Below are 14,988 nucleotides of genomic sequence, written 5' to 3'. Positions count from 1 at the left end.
GCTTAATGGTTGTAGACGTATATCGGCTCATCGTAACGGATGTCGTATACGGTTTTGTCTGCTACATCGGCGCTGTAAATTTGTGGCCATCCCAGCTCGGCTGCCTTGCCTATTTTGATATTGCTGTGCACGATGGCGCCGGTGCGGATGATGGCATGTGCCCCCACCTTGACCCCGCTGCCAATCTGCACTCCTGGTTCTATCCACACGGATGAGCGCAGGTGGCTGTTGGCTCCGAGCTGCACACCGGCATGGATCACGCTGTTGTATTCCACCTTGCAACCGTGGTTGATCACTGCACGTGGACCGATGAATACGTTTTTCCCTATTCCTACATCTTTTGCCACATCGGCACTGGCGCTGATGTGAGATGCCATGACGAAGCCTCTTTCCAGCGCTGCGCGGAACAACTCCATGCGCTTGAAGTTACCAAAGCGGTCATCGACGGCAATGAAGACATCCCCATTGTCGGGGCTCAATTGCTTGAAGATAGAGAAATCGAATTCATAGTCCTCGCCTTGCACAATCTCGATTTTCTGCACATCCTCTTCCCGGCTGGCCTGCTTCCACGCGTGATATACCAGGTCCAGGTACTCTCCCCCGCCAACGATCCATCTAGATCTCATGATCGGTCTCCATCAAGGTGGTATACCAACGTTCCACCAGGCGGTTCTGCGTCTCATAAGCGCCTTGTCTGGGGATGGATGCATGGTGGTGCAGGGTCGACTGCACAGCTTCCAGGATCGCGATATCCTCCCCGACCACCTTCTTGCTGTAGTGCATGTGGGTGAGCAGCACTTGATGAGAGGTGGCATAAGCCTGCTTCTTTTTTGCCGTGAAGTAATAGATTTCGACGTCTGTCTCTCCAGGGGAGACAGGGATATGGTTCTCGATGGAAAACGAGTATCCGCCAGTGCCGCTGGCAATGTGCAGGTTGGGATATGCCAGCCAATTGTAATAGCCGTGAACGCCCTGCCAGGGCTCCACCATGCTCATCCAGGCGTATTGGCGCGATTGGGCATATTCTGCATCTTCTGCCCCGGCATGGCTGAAGCGGCGCATTTCCGTGCGCAGGCCTTGGGGTGACAAGTCAGCTAACGGGTCAGCTGCCTCATCAACGAATATATCACTTTCATGTTTCTGGAATTTCAGTGCCTGGCCCAGGCTCTTGGGATGTATGTAGCGCACATGATTGAGATCACGCAGGTTCTCGTACACCAGCTTCCAGTTGAACTTGGCATGCCAGGTCGTAACCATGACTTCCGTGTCATATTGATTGGAGCTATCTGTCAGAAGCTCGATAAACTTGGGCGAAAACTGGGCTTCCAGTGGCATCGGGTCATCACTGAGATTGATGAACAACAGCGTACCGACCTGCTTCAGTCCAAACTCACGAAGTTTGAGCGATTGCTTTTCTGCATCACTGAAGCGGTATAGCGCGTCACAATCAGGGATATGCTTGATGCTGCCATTCTCATCATAGCTCCAGGCATGATAGGGGCAGACCAATGCGCGGCGTCCGCAAAACCCTTGCTGCAAAGGTGCACTGCGGTGCAGGCAGACATTCTCGAATGCCTTGAGCTCACCCTTGAAATTCTGGATCACTACCGGAATACCTGCGATCTTGCGCGTGATGAAGGCGTTGTTTTCGGACACCAGCGAGCTCAGTCCTGCAAACAGCCAGACCTTGCGGAAAATCTTGGCCTGTTCGCGATCAAAGATTTCCTGCGACAAGTAGTATTTCGGGAGCATGCGCGATTGCATCAGTCGTTTCCTGGATGATCTGTAGCTAGAAAATGACTTTGGCCGGGTTGCCAAATACGGTGGCACCCGGTGGCACATCCTTGATCACCACTGCACCAGCGCCTACAGTGGCTCCCTCACCTATCTTGATGCCGGGCGTGATGGTGGCATGGGGATAAACGATAGCTTTGTTGCCGATCTGGGCGCCGCCCCCAATAAACACCATGGCGCTAATCTGCGCATAGTTCCCAATGCGCACGTCATGGCTGAGGATACTGGCACTGTGGATGTTGGCGAAATCGCCGATCTGCACATCAGGGCTCACCTGCACGCGGTGCGACAGGATAGCACCCTGGCCGATCTGCACACGCACACTGATCCAGCCTAGTGGGGCATCGTGCAAGGTGAGAAAATGGCCACCCTTGTCGAGGATAGGCTGTGCAAAAGATTGCCTGCCATTGGGCAGGCCGATGGCGCATACGAACAAGTCATCTGCCTGTGGCTGGTGCGTCAGTGGGTCACCCGTGATGCGGGCACCGCAATCAATACCATCCAGCATGTGCGGTCGCGTATCGAGGAAGCCGGCAATGTCCCAGGCTGTGCCACAATCCACGTGGTCCCTTAACAGGATCAGCACCTCCCTGCCCCAGCCACCTGCGCCAATGATGTAGAGTTTTTTCATGCTGCTGCCCCTGTTTCCATCTGCGAGCGGGATGCAGAGTCCGAGCCAGCGCCATTGATCAGCAAGCTGGTGCCCGTGATCCAGCGGCTGGCATCAGCCAACAGGAAAATCACGCTGTTGGCCACATCAGGCCAGATGGCTTCATCTGCACGTGGTGACACGCCATTGACGCGTATGCCCTGGGCCGCCTGCTCCAGAGCCAGGCACTTGATCATGCCCAGCAAGGCAGCCTTGCTGGCGGCATAAGCCCCCTGCCCCTTGGCACCCATATGGGCGGCGGTGGAGAGCAGGAACACGATAGAGGCATTGGGCGCCAGGCTGTCAGTTTGCAGCAATTGTTGTGTCAGCATGACCGGCTGTACCACATTCGAATGAAACAGCCTGGTCAACTCTGCTTCGCTCAAGTCAGCCACTGCGCATTCAAGTGCATGATCCACGCAATGCACAAGGCCATGGATGGGCTGCCTGGGCTGTGCTGCTGGCAGCACTTTTGCACCACGCTGACTGCAAGCCTGGGCAATGACTTGTCCCAGGCCGGATGCCATGCCATTGACCAGTATGGTCTTGTCTTGCAGTGAAAATGCCTGGGCGCTCATGCGTAGATATCCAGCGGGATGCTCAAGCCACCATCGATAAAGGTGTAGTGACGCGAGAGGCAACGGCTGGCATCCGAGAGGTAAAACACGGCGGCATGGGCAATGTCTTCTGGTTCACCGATGCCCAGCGGCGTGCGGGCAATCAGTTCATCCATGTTGGCGCCGCCTTGGGCAAGCCCATCCAGCATGGGCGTACGTACGTAGCCTGGTGCAATGCAGTTGGCACGTATGCCCTGTTTAGCGGTTTCGATAGCCAGGCTGCGCATTGCGCCTAGCAGGGCCGATTTGCTCGCAGCATAGGCACCCGTTGCCACGGCCCCGCTGTGGGAGGCCAGTGCCGATATGAAGAGGATGGAACCGTTCTGGGCAATGCGTTTTTTCACGAGCAAGTCCCTGGTCAGCAGCATGGGGGCAAATGTGTTGCTGTCGAAGATGTCGGTTAGGTGCTGTTTGTTGATCAGGCGAAAAGGCACCAACTTGGAAATGCCGGCTGCATGCACCACGCCATGGAGTGTGTCCGCCACTGCTACCAGCTGGTCTATGCCTTCCTGCTGCGATAAGTCTGCCGTGATGGCGAGATGGTCTTCCCCCTGTAGCGCGGCCTTAGTTTCCTGCAAACGCTCTGGATTGCGCCCGCTGATCACCAACTCTGCCCCCACCTGCGAGCAGGTGATGGCAATCTGTCGGCCGATGCCGGAAGAAGCTCCCGTGACCAGCACACGCTTGCCGCTGAGTGAAAAAGGGTCCTGCGCTACACTCATGAAATAATCAGTTCGGGGAAGATGGCATCTTCCACATCCACAATTGCGCCGCCCCAGGACAAGCCTACACCAAAACCGCAGAAGAGCAGACGTTTCTTGCCTGCCACCAGGGCATCGCGCAGGCGTACGCTGACGGTGACGGGTAATGAGGCGCCGCTGGTATTGCCGAACTCACGCAGGGTGGAAGGGGTCTTTTCTTCAGGCAGCCCCAGTTTCTTGCGGATGGTTTCGTTGATCATGCGGTTGGCCTGGTGGAAGATGAAGTAATCGATGTCCTCCTTGGGGATATCTGCATATCCAAGCAGCTTTTCCACCATGGGCGGCACGCGCTGGGTGGAAAAACTGATCACGGCGGGGCCATCCAGGATCAGGTCCAGGTCTGAGCGCCAGAAGCCATCGTCTCCTTTGCGGGCAATGCCATGCTCAAGCTGGAACGGGTTTCTATGACCGCCAACCGGCACGATGATCGCCTTGCAACCACTGCCATCACTGTTGAGGTCAAAGTACATGGGTGGCGCACCTTCCTGGTATTCCAGCGCGGTCGCTGTCCCGGCATCAGAAAATAGGGGATCCTTCAGTGGGTCCTTGTGCTTGTAGCTGGATCGGTCACCCAGCAGGATCAGCCCTTTCTTGATGGCTCCTGAAGCAATCATGCTGCCCAGAATCTGCAAGGCGAATGGATAGGCCGAACAGCCCAGGTTGACGTCAAACGCAATCGTGGAATGCGCCAGGCCCAGCCTGTCCTGGAGGATGATGGCCGTGGCCGGTACCAGGTAGTCAGGGGATTGCGTTACTACAATCAAGGCATCCACTTCGTCGCGTGACCATTGCAGGTCGTTCAGCAGTTTGTCGGCAGCGTCATAGGCTAAATCAGAAAAGCACTGCCAGTCCGGGCATACCCGGCGCGTCTCTATGCCGATATTGCGCACCAGTCGCTCACGCTCGGAACGCAGGTGCGGTGGCACGTCATTGACGTTGTGGACCACATGCTTGGGCACGCAGGTCGCCATGCCGGCAAAACGTACATTTTTTAGCGTTGAAGTGGCCATATCGACAACTTAAGTCAGTAATTGATAGAGGTCATTGACGGTGGTCACTTGCTTCAAGTGTTCGCCAGTAATCGTTTTGCCGTATTCCATATCACTCAGGACGATCACGCCCAGTGCTGCCAGGGAATCCCATTCCGGCAAGTCCTTGAGGACGGTGTCAGGGGTGATTTCCACCGCCTCCTGAAAGTCCACTGCAGTGATGAATTTTTCAATAAAGGTATCGATGTTATCCATGGTCATTCTCATTTCAATTGATTAATAGGCGCGATATTTACGGTGGCGAGGCTCACGGCTTCTACTACATCTGTAATGTCTTGGCGCGAGATAAAGGTAGAAAACGGCAGGCCAATCAGTCCGTTCGCCACTGCTTCAGCGATGGGGGTTGGTTGTTTGATGATGGGCGCTACTTTGGCTGCATGCTGGTGCAGCAATGGCTGATACCAGCGTCGGGTGGCAATTTGTCGTTGCTGGCAAATTTTTTCCAGGCGGTCGCGTGCATCTGTAGCCATGCGTACGCAGAAAATCGTTGGCGCTGCCAACTGTATACCTGCTTGCCATTGCAGGTCTGCACCACAAGCTTGCACCAGTGCTTCACGGTAGTCGTGATAAATGCGTTGTCTGAGGCGGGCCTGTGCATCCCATTGATCCAGGCTGGCATGGGCGACCGCGGCATGATACTCGGAAAGCTTGGCATTGCTGCCGACAAAGGAAAGATGGCCGACCGGGAAGCCTGCGTTTGCATCTAGGTTGATGCCAAAATTGCTGAGCTGGCGCACAGTGTTATTGACGGTGGCGTTGCCGCTGACCACCATTCCTCCTTCACCCGCTGCAAGCGATTTGGTGGCATGCATGCTGTAAACCACGGGAATATCTGGCGCCTCTACCCACTGACTGCCAAATGCACCTGCAGCATCAATCACGACATTGAGGCCAGACTGGCGCTGGAATTCACTCCAGCCCAGTGTATCTTGCGGCTGGCCAAATGCTGCCACCGCAAGCACGGCTTTTGCGCCGCTTTGAGTCGCCGCTTCTGCGGCAATGGCTGGCGTGAGTAACCAGCTATCCGGGTCTATATCTGCAATGACCGGGATATAGCCTGCACGGATGATGGTGGTCAGGGATGCAACAAAAGTCAATGCCGGGACAATCACCTTGCTGCCTGGAGGTAGGTCCAGGCTACTGAGCACCAGCTCCAGCCCCAGTGTGGCACTGCTGGTGGTGGTGACATGGATGGGGTGGTTGCTGTGTGCTTCAAACAGGCCAGACAGGCGCTGTTCCAGTGCGGTGTTAAGCGGGCCAAAATTTGAGTAGTGGCGGTTCCTGTCTAGCTGGTCGAGATAGGGCGCGAGCGAATCCCGGTCTGGCAAGAGCGGAGTCAGAAGGGGGATGGCAGTGCGCACACTCATTTGGATTGTCCTTGGGATTGCTCATAGGTCGCACGCAACTGCTGCAAGGTATCGGCGTATGGTGCCTGCACCATGAGAAATGTTGGCGTGTCCAGCAAGTAATTCAGCCACATATGACGATAACTGGTTTCAAGGTTGCGGCAACGGTTGGCATAACTCATCAAGGCGGATTGCTGCATGATATGGCGCGCCTGGTTGCGGTGTTCTGTCAGCAATTCTGGGTGGTCAAGCAAGTGTAGTACCTTGGCAATATAGTCTTCCTCGTTATCCGCTATCCACTGCTCCAGGCGCAGGCCTTTCAGTGTAGTAGAGGTGGAAGCGGAAACTGCCTCGGTGGCGTTCATGGCCACTATCGGTAATCCCATCCACAATGTATGCAACGTGGTGGTGCCGCCGGAAATCGGGAAACTGTCGAGCGCGATATCTACAATATCACCACGGGACATGAACTCCTCCATGGGCACGATGGGCGATACGATAATGCGGTCCAGAGGTAGGCCAAGGTTGACCAGGCGAGGTTCTATCGTGTTGACCGCATCGTCAACGTTGGTTTCCTGCACATGGATCAGCAACTGAACCTCGGGCCTGGCTTCCAGGATACGTTTCCATACCAGCAAGGCCTGGTCGCTCAGTTTGCGCGAGCTGTTCAACGATGCCAACGTAGGCGGATTGCCGCGTAGCATTGGTGGGGTTGTCTCCAGCGGTGTATTGGCAGGCGGAATATAGCTTGCCATGCAGTGCAGGCGGTATAACTTTTCTACATAGAATTGCTCATTGCCGAGAGGATCCATACCCCAGTCAGTTAGACGGTAATCCATCTCTTTCATCCCCAAGGTACTGCCGACATAGCCTAGCCAGGTGACTTGTACCGGGGCTGCGCGCCTGGCAAATACATAGAGGCGATGTCCCTGGGTATGGCCAGACAAGTCGATGAGGATGTCAATCTTCTGCTGGCGTATCAGGTGGTAAAGTGCATCATCATCAAGTGTGGACACATCGTGCCAATGAGGCACCAGTTTTTTCAGGCGCTCTGTTGTTGCATCCTGTTGCTTGGATGTGGAGAACACATGCACGTTGACCTGTTTGGGGTTGTGGTGGGCAAACACTGGCTCCATGAAATAAGCCACGGCATGGTCACGCATATCGCCAGATACATAGCCGATGCGCAGTATGCGGTCTGGAGAGCGGTCATAGTTGAAGGGTTTGCTGTTCACGCCAAGCGGATCGGCAAAACGCTTTCCCCACTCTCTGTAAAGCGCCAGTTTTTTCCGTGGATCAGAATGGGCGATGGAGTGGATATTGGCGCGATCCAGCGCAAATGAGGAGTTGTCTGGCTGCATTTCCACTGCATGGTCTATGAAAGCGCATGCCTCTTCCAGCCGTCCCAGGTAGAAATATGAAATGGCGAGACCGTAAATTGCCTGGATATTGCCAGGCTCCATGCCAAGCACAAATTCCATGGTTTCTGCGGCTTGCTGGTATTTCATGGTACGCAGGAAAATATTGCCGATCTTGAGCCAAATCGGAATCTGGTCGCCGCCAAGTTCCAGTGCCGCAGTGAATTTGTAGAGGGCTTCGAGATAATTGTGCGCAGCTTCGGCATCAAGGCCGGCCTGGAATAACTCTTCAGAGGTGGTGGTTGGCTGCTGTGACAATTTCTTTGCCTTGTCTATCTCACTTATTATGATGTTGCCATTGCTAGGTAGAACCTGCGCAAGCCTATATCCCGCGACATATCCCGTCAAGCGGGGCGGCAGGCACGATGGGTATTTGATATTACTATCGGCTATCAGGATTGAAATTTGAGATCAGTCAGGTAATTACCGTGCTATTCGGGAGTTGCCGCCTTGGCAAGCGAGTTTTCCAAACTGGTTTGCTAATTGTCCATGAACCTACGTAAAATACAGGGGCGGCATGATGTTTGCCGGATATCTAAATTATTCTTGGTATTTCACTAGGTAGTATTCAATTGATTCATCTGACCATCAACGGAAATCCACGGCAGTTCGAGGTTGAAAGCCTGACAGTTGGCGAGCTTGTAGAAAGGCTCGGGCTGACCGGTAAACGTCTGGCAATCGAACGAAATGGTGAAATCGTCCCGCGCGGCGCATTTGCCGAAGCGGTATTAAACAGCCATGACAAACTCGAGATTGTCGGCGCAGTAGGAGGTGGTTAATGGATACATTGAATATTGCAGGCAAGAGCTATCACTCGCGCCTGCTGGTGGGGACAGGAAAGTACAAGGATTTTGCCCAGACGCGCGCGGCGATAGATGCCAGCGGCGCCGAAATCATCACCGTGGCGATACGCCGCACCAATATCGGCCAGAACGCTGGCGAGCCTTCATTGCTGGAGTTCCTGCCGCCGGAAGAATTTACCTACCTGCCTAACACCGCTGGCTGTTACTCAGCGGATGATGCAGTGCGTACCCTGCGTTTGGCGCGTGAACTGCTGGATGGACACAAGCTGGTCAAACTGGAAGTGCTGGGTGATCCCAATACGCTTTACCCCAATATGCTGGAAACCATCAAGGCAGCGGAAACCCTTGTCAAGGATGGCTTCGATGTCATGGTTTACTGCTCGGACGATCCTATTATCGCCAAGCAGCTTGAAGAGCTGGGCTGTGCCGCCGTGATGCCATTGGCCTCGCTCATTGGTTCCGGCATGGGCATACTCAATCCATGGAACCTGCAGATCATTATTGATAATGCCAACATTCCGGTGCTGGTGGATGCAGGCGTGGGCACCGCTTCCGATGCCGCCATTGCGATGGAGCTGGGCTGCCAGGGGGTGTTGATGAATACGGCCATTGCCGCGGCGAGGGATCCGGTCCTGATGGCAGCTGCCATGAAAAAAGCTGTAGAAGCCGGGCGCGAGGCCTATCTCGCCGGCCGCATGCCCAAAAAACTCTACTCCGCCTCCCCCAGTTCGCCTACCAGCGGCCTGATTGCCTGAGGCATCGCATGCCAGAACATAAGCGTTATGAGTTCTCGGTCAAGGTAGCGACGGCATTTGTGCCTGATCAATCGGACGTGGAGCAGAACCGCTACGTATTCACCTACACTGTCCGTATTATCAATACCGGCAACGTGGCAGCACAGCTCATCAGCCGTCACTGGATCATTACCGATGCCACCGGCAAGGTGCATGAAGTACGAGGCCTTGGCGTGGTAGGTGCGCAGCCTTTACTTAAGCCAGGTGAGCATTTCGAATATACCAGCGGCACCATAGTGGCTACTCCTGTGGGAACGATGCGTGGCAGCTATCACATGACGGCAGAGGATGGCACGCAGTTTGACAGCGAGATCGCCCCTTTTACCCTCAATATGCCACGAGTATTGCATTAAGCCCGGCCGCATGACGCTGACCAGAAGTTATCTGCCCCTGATTATTGCATTGCTATTGGCTGCCTGTGGCGGCCATAAGCACGTCAAGCTGGAGGAGCGCCCTCTCCAGACCTGTCCATGCCCTGCGGAACAACAACCCGCCCCGCAGCCGCTTCCAATACCTGAGACTCCAAAGCAGCCTCCAGTGGAAAAGCCATCGGCAACCAAGATTCCTGACTATGGTTTATTGAAGCCAGCCGCTTGGGATGCACTGGCTGGTTTTGAACAGGCGGATTTGGCCAAGGCTTGGCCCGCCTGGCTGCAGGGATGTACTACCATGAAAAATCGCCAGCACTGGCAAGCGGCCTGCCAGGCGGCCAGCCTGTTGCCAGTCAGTCCCACGGATGCCATGGTGCAAAGCTATTTCAGGCAATATTTCAATGTGTACCAGGCAACCAATGCTGACGGCAGCGATAGCGGCATGATCACCGGCTATTATGAACCCTTGCTCAAGGGTAGCCGCACTCGTAGCGAGCTGTATCGTTATCCGCTGTATGGTCGTCCTGCCGACCTGATCACGGTGGAGCTTGCCAGCCTGTTTCCAGAGCTTGCCAATAAACGGGTGCGCGGCCGATTGGTGGGAAACAAACTGGTCCCCTACTACAACCGTGCCGAGATCGAGGGTGGCATGGCGCCAGTGCAGGGCAACGAGTTGTTGTGGGTGAGTGATCCAATAGACCTGTTCTTCCTGCAAGTGCAAGGATCAGGCCTGGTTCAGCTCAATAATGGCCAGGAAGTACACGTGGGCTATGCGGACCAGAATGGCATGACGTATCAATCCATAGGCCGTACCCTGGTGGAACGAGGTGAGATGACGCTGGACAAGGCTTCGATGCAGGGCATCAAGAATTGGGCACGCAGCAATCCAGGCAAGTTACAGGAGCTGCTGAACACCAATCCCAGCTATGTTTTCTTCCGTGAACTTCCCGCAGGTCTGCCAGGCCCACTTGGCTCGCTTGGTGTGCCTATTCTGGGAGAGCGTGTGATAGCGGTCGATCCAAAGTATATCCCGCTGGGCGCCCCGGTTTTCCTCGCCACGACCTACCCCAATAGCAATACTCCGCTTAACCGCCTGGTGCTGGCGCAGGACACTGGCGGTGCCATCAAGGGCGGGGTGCGAGCAGATTTCTTCTGGGGGGCCGGTGAAGCAGCAGGTCAGAAAGCCGGCTCCATGAAACAGGATGGACGTATCTGGGTATTGCTGCCCAAGGGTTTTGTCCTGCCAGCGGCTGGAAATTAATCGCTTATATTTGGGTGATCCGTGCATTATGCACTGAGCTGGTAAGGCAGATAGCGCGGCTGGCCTCCGTCAGGAGCCGCCCTGTTGTTGCTAGTTCAACCGAGAGTGAATGCAGGGTTTCTGCTATCTGTATGAGTCCCTGTTAAACAATGATGTCCTTGGTTCGAGATTGACACGTCCGGGCTATTAAATCCCGGCATACCTCTTCGTTTAATGCCAGACATAGGTATCCATGGCCAGGATGCCATAGGTGTTTTCCGGCTCGTAGCGCACGCTCTTGCCTTGGGCGGCACCGAGTGCCACAAACAGTGGCATCAGGTGATCCTCATGCGGGTGGGCACGGTTTCCTCCTGGAGCGAGCTGCCTGTAGTCAAGCAGCGATTGGATATCCTTTGAGGCAATTCTTCCTGCTACCCAGTCGCTGAATGCTGGTACATAGTCCAGTACGGCTGCATTCCTATCCGAGGTGAAGAAATCATGCAGGTTGTGAGTGATGGCGCCTGAGCAGAGCAGCATGATGTTCTCCTGTTGTAGGGCTGATAATGCCTGGCCTAGCTTGTAGTGTACTAGTGGCCCGGCGCTGCTTTGGATGGAAAGCTGGGTGACGGGGATGTCGGCCTGTGGGTACATCAGCATCAAGGGCACCCAGGCACCATGGTCCAGCCCCCTCTTTGCATCCATGCGAGCGGTAGGGAAAGAATCGGCCAGTATTTCCAGAACACGCATGGCAAGGGCTGGTGCGCCTGGGGCTGGATACTGTATTTCATACATCTGGCGTGGAAAACCTCCAAAATCATGGATGGTTTCCGGATGTTGTACGGCACTGACGCGTGGTTGTGTCGTATCCCAATGGGCCGAGACGGCCAGGATGGCATCGGGGCGTGGCAATGATCGCCCTAGTTCCGCCAGCAAGCGCCCAGTTGCACCCGGTTCCATTGCCAAGGTTGGAGCACCGTGCGAGATGAATAGAGTTGTCATGGTTACTCCTGTGGATGAGCCAGAAAATGCGGCCATGGAATTCTGTTCTGGCCAGGGTTAGCGCCGTTCACGATCCAGGCTGTAACCACCTGCGCCATGGATAGCCACTTGCAATAGCCCGCCTATGATTGCCAGGTTCTTGAGGAACATGATGAGCTGGATCTGGTTGCTGAAGTCTGTATGGAACATGAGGGCAGTTGCCAATGTGAAGATTGCAATCAGGACTGCTGCTATCTTGGTGCGATAACCGAACAGCAGGGCCAGGCCTAAGCCAATTTCTACAATCAGTGCAATTGCATAGCCCAATTCGGGCAATGGAGCTCCTATGCTGCTGATATAGGCAATGGTACCAGTGGGGTCCGCCAATTTGCTGAAACCGCTGACAATAAAAATCAATGCCAGCAGGGCGCGGCCAAGCAACAAGATGGTGCTGGAAAGGGCATTCATTGGAGACTTCCTTATCAAGATTGGGATTGATGTATTGTAGTGTTGAATATTTATGTTGATAATCCAGATTTAATTGGTAGGACTGTCAATAATAGGTTGACAATTATGAGCCAACTTGAAGAAATGCGTATTTATGTGGAAGTGGTCAAAAGCGGTAATTTCACTGCGGCGGCCAACCATCTCCGAATCAGCAAGCAACTGGTCAGCCGCCGCGTCATGGATCTGGAGCAGCGGCTGGGTGCGCGCTTGCTCAACCGCACTACGCGCAAGCTGTCTCCCACTGAGCTCGGCAAGGTATTTTTTGAACGATGCCTAAGCATTCTTCAAGAGGTCTCAGAAGCGGAACAGGAGGTTTCCAGCAGTAGTGGGGAGTTACGGGGCCTGATGCGTCTCTCTGCGCCAGTATCCTTTGCCAGTATGGTACTGTCACCAGCCCTCAATAGTTTCATGTTGCAGCATCCCAGGCTGGAAGTGGCGCTGGATGTAGATAACCGTATGGTGGATGTGATTGGGGAGGGCTACGATATGGTAATTCGCATTACCAAGCATCCCGATGAAGGCATGGTGGCTCGTAAGCTGGCTAGTTCCCCCTTGGTTTACTGTTGCAGTCCAGGTTATATCGCCAAGCATGGCAGGCCAGAATCGCCAATGCAGCTGGGCATGCACAAGTGCATTACTGCACGTGCAGGAGAGTGGGTTTTTGAGAGAAATGGAGAAACGCTCAAGATGCAAGTACATCCCACATTCAGATCCAACCACGGCGAAGTGATGTGTGAAGCAGCCATTGCGGGTTTGGGTATTACGGGGCTGCCGGAGTTTTATGTCAGAAAAGCCTTGGAAACCGGGCAATTGGTAGAAGTGTTGCAGGAATTCACGGGCGATATTGGGGCTGTGTATGCGCTCTACCCACAGCACAGGCAATCGTCCTTGATGGTGCGAACATTTGCTGATTTTCTGCAAGCTTGGTTCAAGAACCACAGCTAGTTCCTGAAAAGAAAACGGGAGCTTATGCTCCCGTTGATCTTACATGCATTGATTGACTTTAAATGGTCAATTAGCGATTGCAAACGTACATTGTTACTTCAAAGCCAAAACGCATTTCAGTAACTTCTGGTTTGGTCCACATGGTAGATCTCCTTAGAGTATTTTCAGAGTGAGCGTACTGTTATGCAGCACGTGAACCAGACTTTACCCGCCTCAAGCTTTCTACGCATGAGTGTTAGCCATTAAAAGAAGCTCATGATTTTCATGAGCTGAACGAGGCAGTGGCTAACTAATTATGGCGCTCTGCTGCACCTTCAAGTTTTTCGCCCCCGCGCTGTATGTCCTGGCCAGCGCCTTTCATGGTATTACAGCCTGTGAGCATGATGAATCCACATAGCAACAAAAAAGCAGTCAGTTTCTTCATTTGCTTATTCCTTAACAAATTAATGTGTGTGACCAATATAGAACGTTTAGCTCTGCAGCAGGTTAGGATGCAAGCTGAATTGAATGTCAGACAATTCTGACACTCCTGATACGCAAGCAAGCCAATATGCCGATGCTCAGGAATACCAGCATGCCGATGGCCACGGTGGCAGGGATTACAGGCATTTGTTGCCGGCTGAGCAGAATGTATATCCCCATCATGATCAGCATGCAGAGGTTCTCGAACAGGTTCTGGATGGCAATGGCGTGGCCTGCGCCTACGGTTTCATGACCACGTTCCTGTAATAGCGCGTTAAGGGGGACGACATAAAAGCCGCCGCAAAAGCCTATCAGCACCAGCCACATACTGGCCACATAGAGATTGCTTGAGAATGCGAAAGCAATGATCAGCAGGCCGATCAGCACGCCGGCAGGCAGTGCCCGGTTGATGGTGTACAGCGATACATAGCGCGCGGCAGCAATCGCACCCATTGCAACCCCTATTGCCACTGCCCCACTAAGGTTGGCAGGGGTACTGAGGTCATGCATGCCGAGGGCAACCGGTACCCAGGCAACCAGCAGAAAGCGCAATGTACTACCTGCGCCCCAGAAGATGCTGGAGCCGATGATGGAGAAGCGCGCATCGCTATTGCCCATCAGTTTGCGCGTGGCATTGACGAAATCATTTAGCAGTGTCATGGGCGCAAAGGCAGCAACCGGGTGGGATGGAACCAGGCGCGGAATCATGAGGTTGGCAGCGGCTGCAAGCAGATAGCAGCCTGCAACGATATAGAGGGCGGCAGCCAACCAGTTGTCAGCCAGCAGGCCGCCGAGCACGGCGCCCAATAAAATGGCCACTATGGTGGAACCCTCCATGAGGCTGTTGGCCTTGACCAGTTTGTCGGCACTGACCATTTCAGCGAGGATGCCGTATTTGGCAGGGGAATAGGCAGCAGCTCCCAGCCCTACCATGCCATAAGCCAGCAGGGGGTGCAGGCCTGCCAGCATGGAGGCAGCCCCCAGGAATTTCATGGTGTTGGCAATGAGCATTACCCTGCCCTTGGGAAGGCTGTCGGCAAAAGGGCCAACGAACGGGGCAAGGACAATATAGGCAATCACGAAAAATTCCTGCAATAAAGGAATCTGCCAGGAAGGAGCCATATTGCTCTTGAGCAAGGCAATGGCTGCAAAAAGCAGGGCATTGTCAGCTAGCGCAGAAATGAACTGCGCAATCATTACCGCGATCATGCCGCGTGAAAGGAGCGGGTCGGGTTGGTTCATGTTCTGCCTTGT

At 54.2% G+C, this 14,988-nt stretch carries 19 protein-coding genes; 5 read left to right on the top strand and 14 right to left on the bottom strand.

Annotation, left to right across the window (positions count from 1 at the left end; all coding sequences use genetic code 11):
* Nucleotides 1-2: 2 nt before the first annotated feature.
* The 9 genes from LG200_RS13205 to LG200_RS13165 are packed head-to-tail and all read right to left on the bottom strand — an operon-like array spanning nt 3 to nt 7,892.
* Nucleotides 3-626, bottom strand: coding sequence for a DapH/DapD/GlmU-related protein (locus tag LG200_RS13205; RefSeq protein WP_226758091.1), 624 nt, complete (start codon nt 624-626; stop codon nt 3-5).
* The gene (locus tag LG200_RS13200; RefSeq protein WP_226758090.1) at nt 616-1,764 is read right to left on the bottom strand and encodes an aromatic ring-hydroxylating oxygenase subunit alpha; all 1,149 of its coding nucleotides are present in this window, start codon (nt 1,762-1,764) and stop codon (nt 616-618) included. Before LG200_RS13200 ends, LG200_RS13205 begins: the two co-directional genes overlap by 11 nt.
* Before the next feature lie 25 nt (nt 1,765-1,789).
* Complete coding sequence (locus LG200_RS13195; RefSeq protein WP_226758089.1) at nt 1,790-2,425, bottom strand: NeuD/PglB/VioB family sugar acetyltransferase; 636 nt, start codon at nt 2,423-2,425, stop codon at nt 1,790-1,792.
* Nucleotides 2,422-3,021: an SDR family NAD(P)-dependent oxidoreductase gene (locus LG200_RS13190; protein WP_226758088.1), complete on the bottom strand. Its 600-nt coding sequence runs from the start codon at nt 3,019-3,021 to the stop codon at nt 2,422-2,424. Before LG200_RS13190 ends, LG200_RS13195 begins: the two co-directional genes overlap by 4 nt.
* Nucleotides 3,018-3,782, bottom strand: a complete 765-nt coding sequence (locus LG200_RS13185; RefSeq protein ID WP_226758087.1) for an SDR family NAD(P)-dependent oxidoreductase — start codon at nt 3,780-3,782, stop codon at nt 3,018-3,020. Before LG200_RS13185 ends, LG200_RS13190 begins: the two co-directional genes overlap by 4 nt.
* Nucleotides 3,779-4,831 (bottom strand): ketoacyl-ACP synthase III, encoded by a 1,053-nt coding sequence (locus tag LG200_RS13180; protein ID WP_226758086.1) that lies wholly within the window; start codon nt 4,829-4,831, stop codon nt 3,779-3,781. Before LG200_RS13180 ends, LG200_RS13185 begins: the two co-directional genes overlap by 4 nt.
* A 9-nt stretch (nt 4,832-4,840) precedes the next feature.
* Nucleotides 4,841-5,065, bottom strand: a complete 225-nt coding sequence (locus LG200_RS13175; protein WP_226758085.1) for an acyl carrier protein — start codon at nt 5,063-5,065, stop codon at nt 4,841-4,843.
* Between the two features lie 8 nt (nt 5,066-5,073).
* Nucleotides 5,074-6,237: a DegT/DnrJ/EryC1/StrS family aminotransferase gene (locus LG200_RS13170; protein ID WP_226758084.1), complete on the bottom strand. Its 1,164-nt coding sequence runs from the start codon at nt 6,235-6,237 to the stop codon at nt 5,074-5,076.
* Nucleotides 6,234-7,892, bottom strand: coding sequence for an O-linked N-acetylglucosamine transferase, SPINDLY family protein (locus LG200_RS13165; RefSeq protein ID WP_226758083.1), 1,659 nt, complete (start codon nt 7,890-7,892; stop codon nt 6,234-6,236). The genes LG200_RS13170 and LG200_RS13165 overlap by 4 nt, the downstream gene beginning before the upstream one ends.
* Before the next feature lie 314 nt (nt 7,893-8,206).
* Here LG200_RS13165 and thiS point away from each other — a divergent pair, with 314 nt between their 5' ends.
* The 4 genes from thiS to mltA are packed head-to-tail and all read left to right on the top strand — an operon-like array spanning nt 8,207 to nt 10,863.
* A complete protein-coding gene (gene thiS / locus LG200_RS13160) occupies nt 8,207-8,413 on the top strand; it encodes a sulfur carrier protein ThiS (protein WP_226758082.1) in 207 nt (68 codons plus the stop codon).
* A complete protein-coding gene (locus LG200_RS13155; protein WP_226758081.1) occupies nt 8,413-9,192 on the top strand; it encodes a thiazole synthase in 780 nt (259 codons plus the stop codon). The genes thiS and LG200_RS13155 overlap by 1 nt, the downstream gene beginning before the upstream one ends.
* An 8-nt stretch (nt 9,193-9,200) precedes the next feature.
* Nucleotides 9,201-9,584, top strand: coding sequence for a Co2+/Mg2+ efflux protein ApaG (gene apaG / locus LG200_RS13150; RefSeq protein WP_226758080.1), 384 nt, complete (start codon nt 9,201-9,203; stop codon nt 9,582-9,584).
* A 10-nt stretch (nt 9,585-9,594) separates the two neighbouring features.
* Nucleotides 9,595-10,863, top strand: a complete 1,269-nt coding sequence (gene mltA, locus LG200_RS13145; RefSeq protein ID WP_226758079.1) for a murein transglycosylase A — start codon at nt 9,595-9,597, stop codon at nt 10,861-10,863.
* Between the two features lie 210 nt (nt 10,864-11,073).
* Here the strand turns inward: mltA and LG200_RS13140 are convergent, their stop codons facing one another.
* Both LG200_RS13140 and LG200_RS13135 read right to left on the bottom strand, forming a co-directional pair.
* Nucleotides 11,074-11,841 carry a DODA-type extradiol aromatic ring-opening family dioxygenase gene (locus LG200_RS13140; protein WP_226758078.1) on the bottom strand — a complete coding sequence of 256 codons (768 nt, stop codon included), beginning with the start codon at nt 11,839-11,841 and terminating at the stop codon, nt 11,074-11,076.
* Between the two features lie 57 nt (nt 11,842-11,898).
* Nucleotides 11,899-12,288, bottom strand: coding sequence for a DoxX family protein (locus tag LG200_RS13135; protein WP_226758077.1), 390 nt, complete (start codon nt 12,286-12,288; stop codon nt 11,899-11,901).
* A gap of 105 nt (nt 12,289-12,393) precedes the next feature.
* On the opposite strand from LG200_RS13135, the gene LG200_RS13130 reads away from it, so the two are divergent.
* A complete protein-coding gene (locus LG200_RS13130; protein ID WP_226758076.1) occupies nt 12,394-13,272 on the top strand; it encodes a LysR family transcriptional regulator in 879 nt (292 codons plus the stop codon).
* Nucleotides 13,273-13,342: 70 nt separating this feature from the next.
* Here the strand turns inward: LG200_RS13130 and pqqA are convergent, their stop codons facing one another.
* From pqqA to lplT, 3 genes are all read right to left on the bottom strand, one after another.
* Nucleotides 13,343-13,414 (bottom strand): pyrroloquinoline quinone precursor peptide PqqA, encoded by a 72-nt coding sequence (gene pqqA / locus LG200_RS13125; RefSeq protein ID WP_081774944.1) that lies wholly within the window; start codon nt 13,412-13,414, stop codon nt 13,343-13,345.
* A gap of 147 nt (nt 13,415-13,561) precedes the next feature.
* On the bottom strand, nt 13,562-13,696 hold the full coding sequence (locus LG200_RS13120) for an entericidin A/B family lipoprotein (RefSeq protein ID WP_226758075.1): 135 nt from the start codon (nt 13,694-13,696) through the stop codon (nt 13,562-13,564).
* A gap of 86 nt (nt 13,697-13,782) precedes the next feature.
* On the bottom strand, nt 13,783-14,976 hold the full coding sequence (gene lplT, locus LG200_RS13115; RefSeq protein ID WP_226758074.1) for a lysophospholipid transporter LplT: 1,194 nt from the start codon (nt 14,974-14,976) through the stop codon (nt 13,783-13,785).
* Nucleotides 14,977-14,988: the final 12 nt, after the last annotated feature.

The sequence above is a fragment of the Methylobacillus caricis genome, from assembly GCF_020532705.1.
GTDB lineage: Bacteria > Pseudomonadota > Gammaproteobacteria > Burkholderiales > Methylophilaceae > Methylobacillus > Methylobacillus caricis.
This window is presented reverse-complemented; position numbering and strand designations above follow the sequence as displayed.

What these genes read in the sequence shown, in the direction of transcription:
- LG200_RS13205 (WP_226758091.1), bottom strand. Translation starts at nt 626, where the DNA reads ATGAGATCTAGATGGATCGTTGGCGGGGGAGAGTACCTGGACCTGGTA.
- LG200_RS13200 (WP_226758090.1), bottom strand. Translation starts at nt 1,764, where the DNA reads ATGCAATCGCGCATGCTCCCGAAATACTACTTGTCGCAGGAAATCTTT.
- LG200_RS13195 (WP_226758089.1), bottom strand. Translation starts at nt 2,425, where the DNA reads ATGAAAAAACTCTACATCATTGGCGCAGGTGGCTGGGGCAGGGAGGTG.
- LG200_RS13190 (WP_226758088.1), bottom strand. Translation starts at nt 3,021, where the DNA reads ATGAGCGCCCAGGCATTTTCACTGCAAGACAAGACCATACTGGTCAAT.
- LG200_RS13185 (WP_226758087.1), bottom strand. Translation starts at nt 3,782, where the DNA reads ATGAGTGTAGCGCAGGACCCTTTTTCACTCAGCGGCAAGCGTGTGCTG.
- LG200_RS13180 (WP_226758086.1), bottom strand. Translation starts at nt 4,831, where the DNA reads ATGGCCACTTCAACGCTAAAAAATGTACGTTTTGCCGGCATGGCGACC.
- LG200_RS13175 (WP_226758085.1), bottom strand. Translation starts at nt 5,065, where the DNA reads ATGGATAACATCGATACCTTTATTGAAAAATTCATCACTGCAGTGGAC.
- LG200_RS13170 (WP_226758084.1), bottom strand. Translation starts at nt 6,237, where the DNA reads ATGAGTGTGCGCACTGCCATCCCCCTTCTGACTCCGCTCTTGCCAGAC.
- LG200_RS13155 (WP_226758081.1), top strand. Translation starts at nt 8,413, where the DNA reads ATGGATACATTGAATATTGCAGGCAAGAGCTATCACTCGCGCCTGCTG.
- apaG (WP_226758080.1), top strand. Translation starts at nt 9,201, where the DNA reads ATGCCAGAACATAAGCGTTATGAGTTCTCGGTCAAGGTAGCGACGGCA.
- mltA (WP_226758079.1), top strand. Translation starts at nt 9,595, where the DNA reads ATGACGCTGACCAGAAGTTATCTGCCCCTGATTATTGCATTGCTATTG.
- LG200_RS13140 (WP_226758078.1), bottom strand. Translation starts at nt 11,841, where the DNA reads ATGACAACTCTATTCATCTCGCACGGTGCTCCAACCTTGGCAATGGAA.
- LG200_RS13135 (WP_226758077.1), bottom strand. Translation starts at nt 12,288, where the DNA reads ATGAATGCCCTTTCCAGCACCATCTTGTTGCTTGGCCGCGCCCTGCTG.
- LG200_RS13130 (WP_226758076.1), top strand. Translation starts at nt 12,394, where the DNA reads ATGAGCCAACTTGAAGAAATGCGTATTTATGTGGAAGTGGTCAAAAGC.
- LG200_RS13120 (WP_226758075.1), bottom strand. Translation starts at nt 13,696, where the DNA reads ATGAAGAAACTGACTGCTTTTTTGTTGCTATGTGGATTCATCATGCTC.
- lplT (WP_226758074.1), bottom strand. Translation starts at nt 14,976, where the DNA reads ATGAACCAACCCGACCCGCTCCTTTCACGCGGCATGATCGCGGTAATG.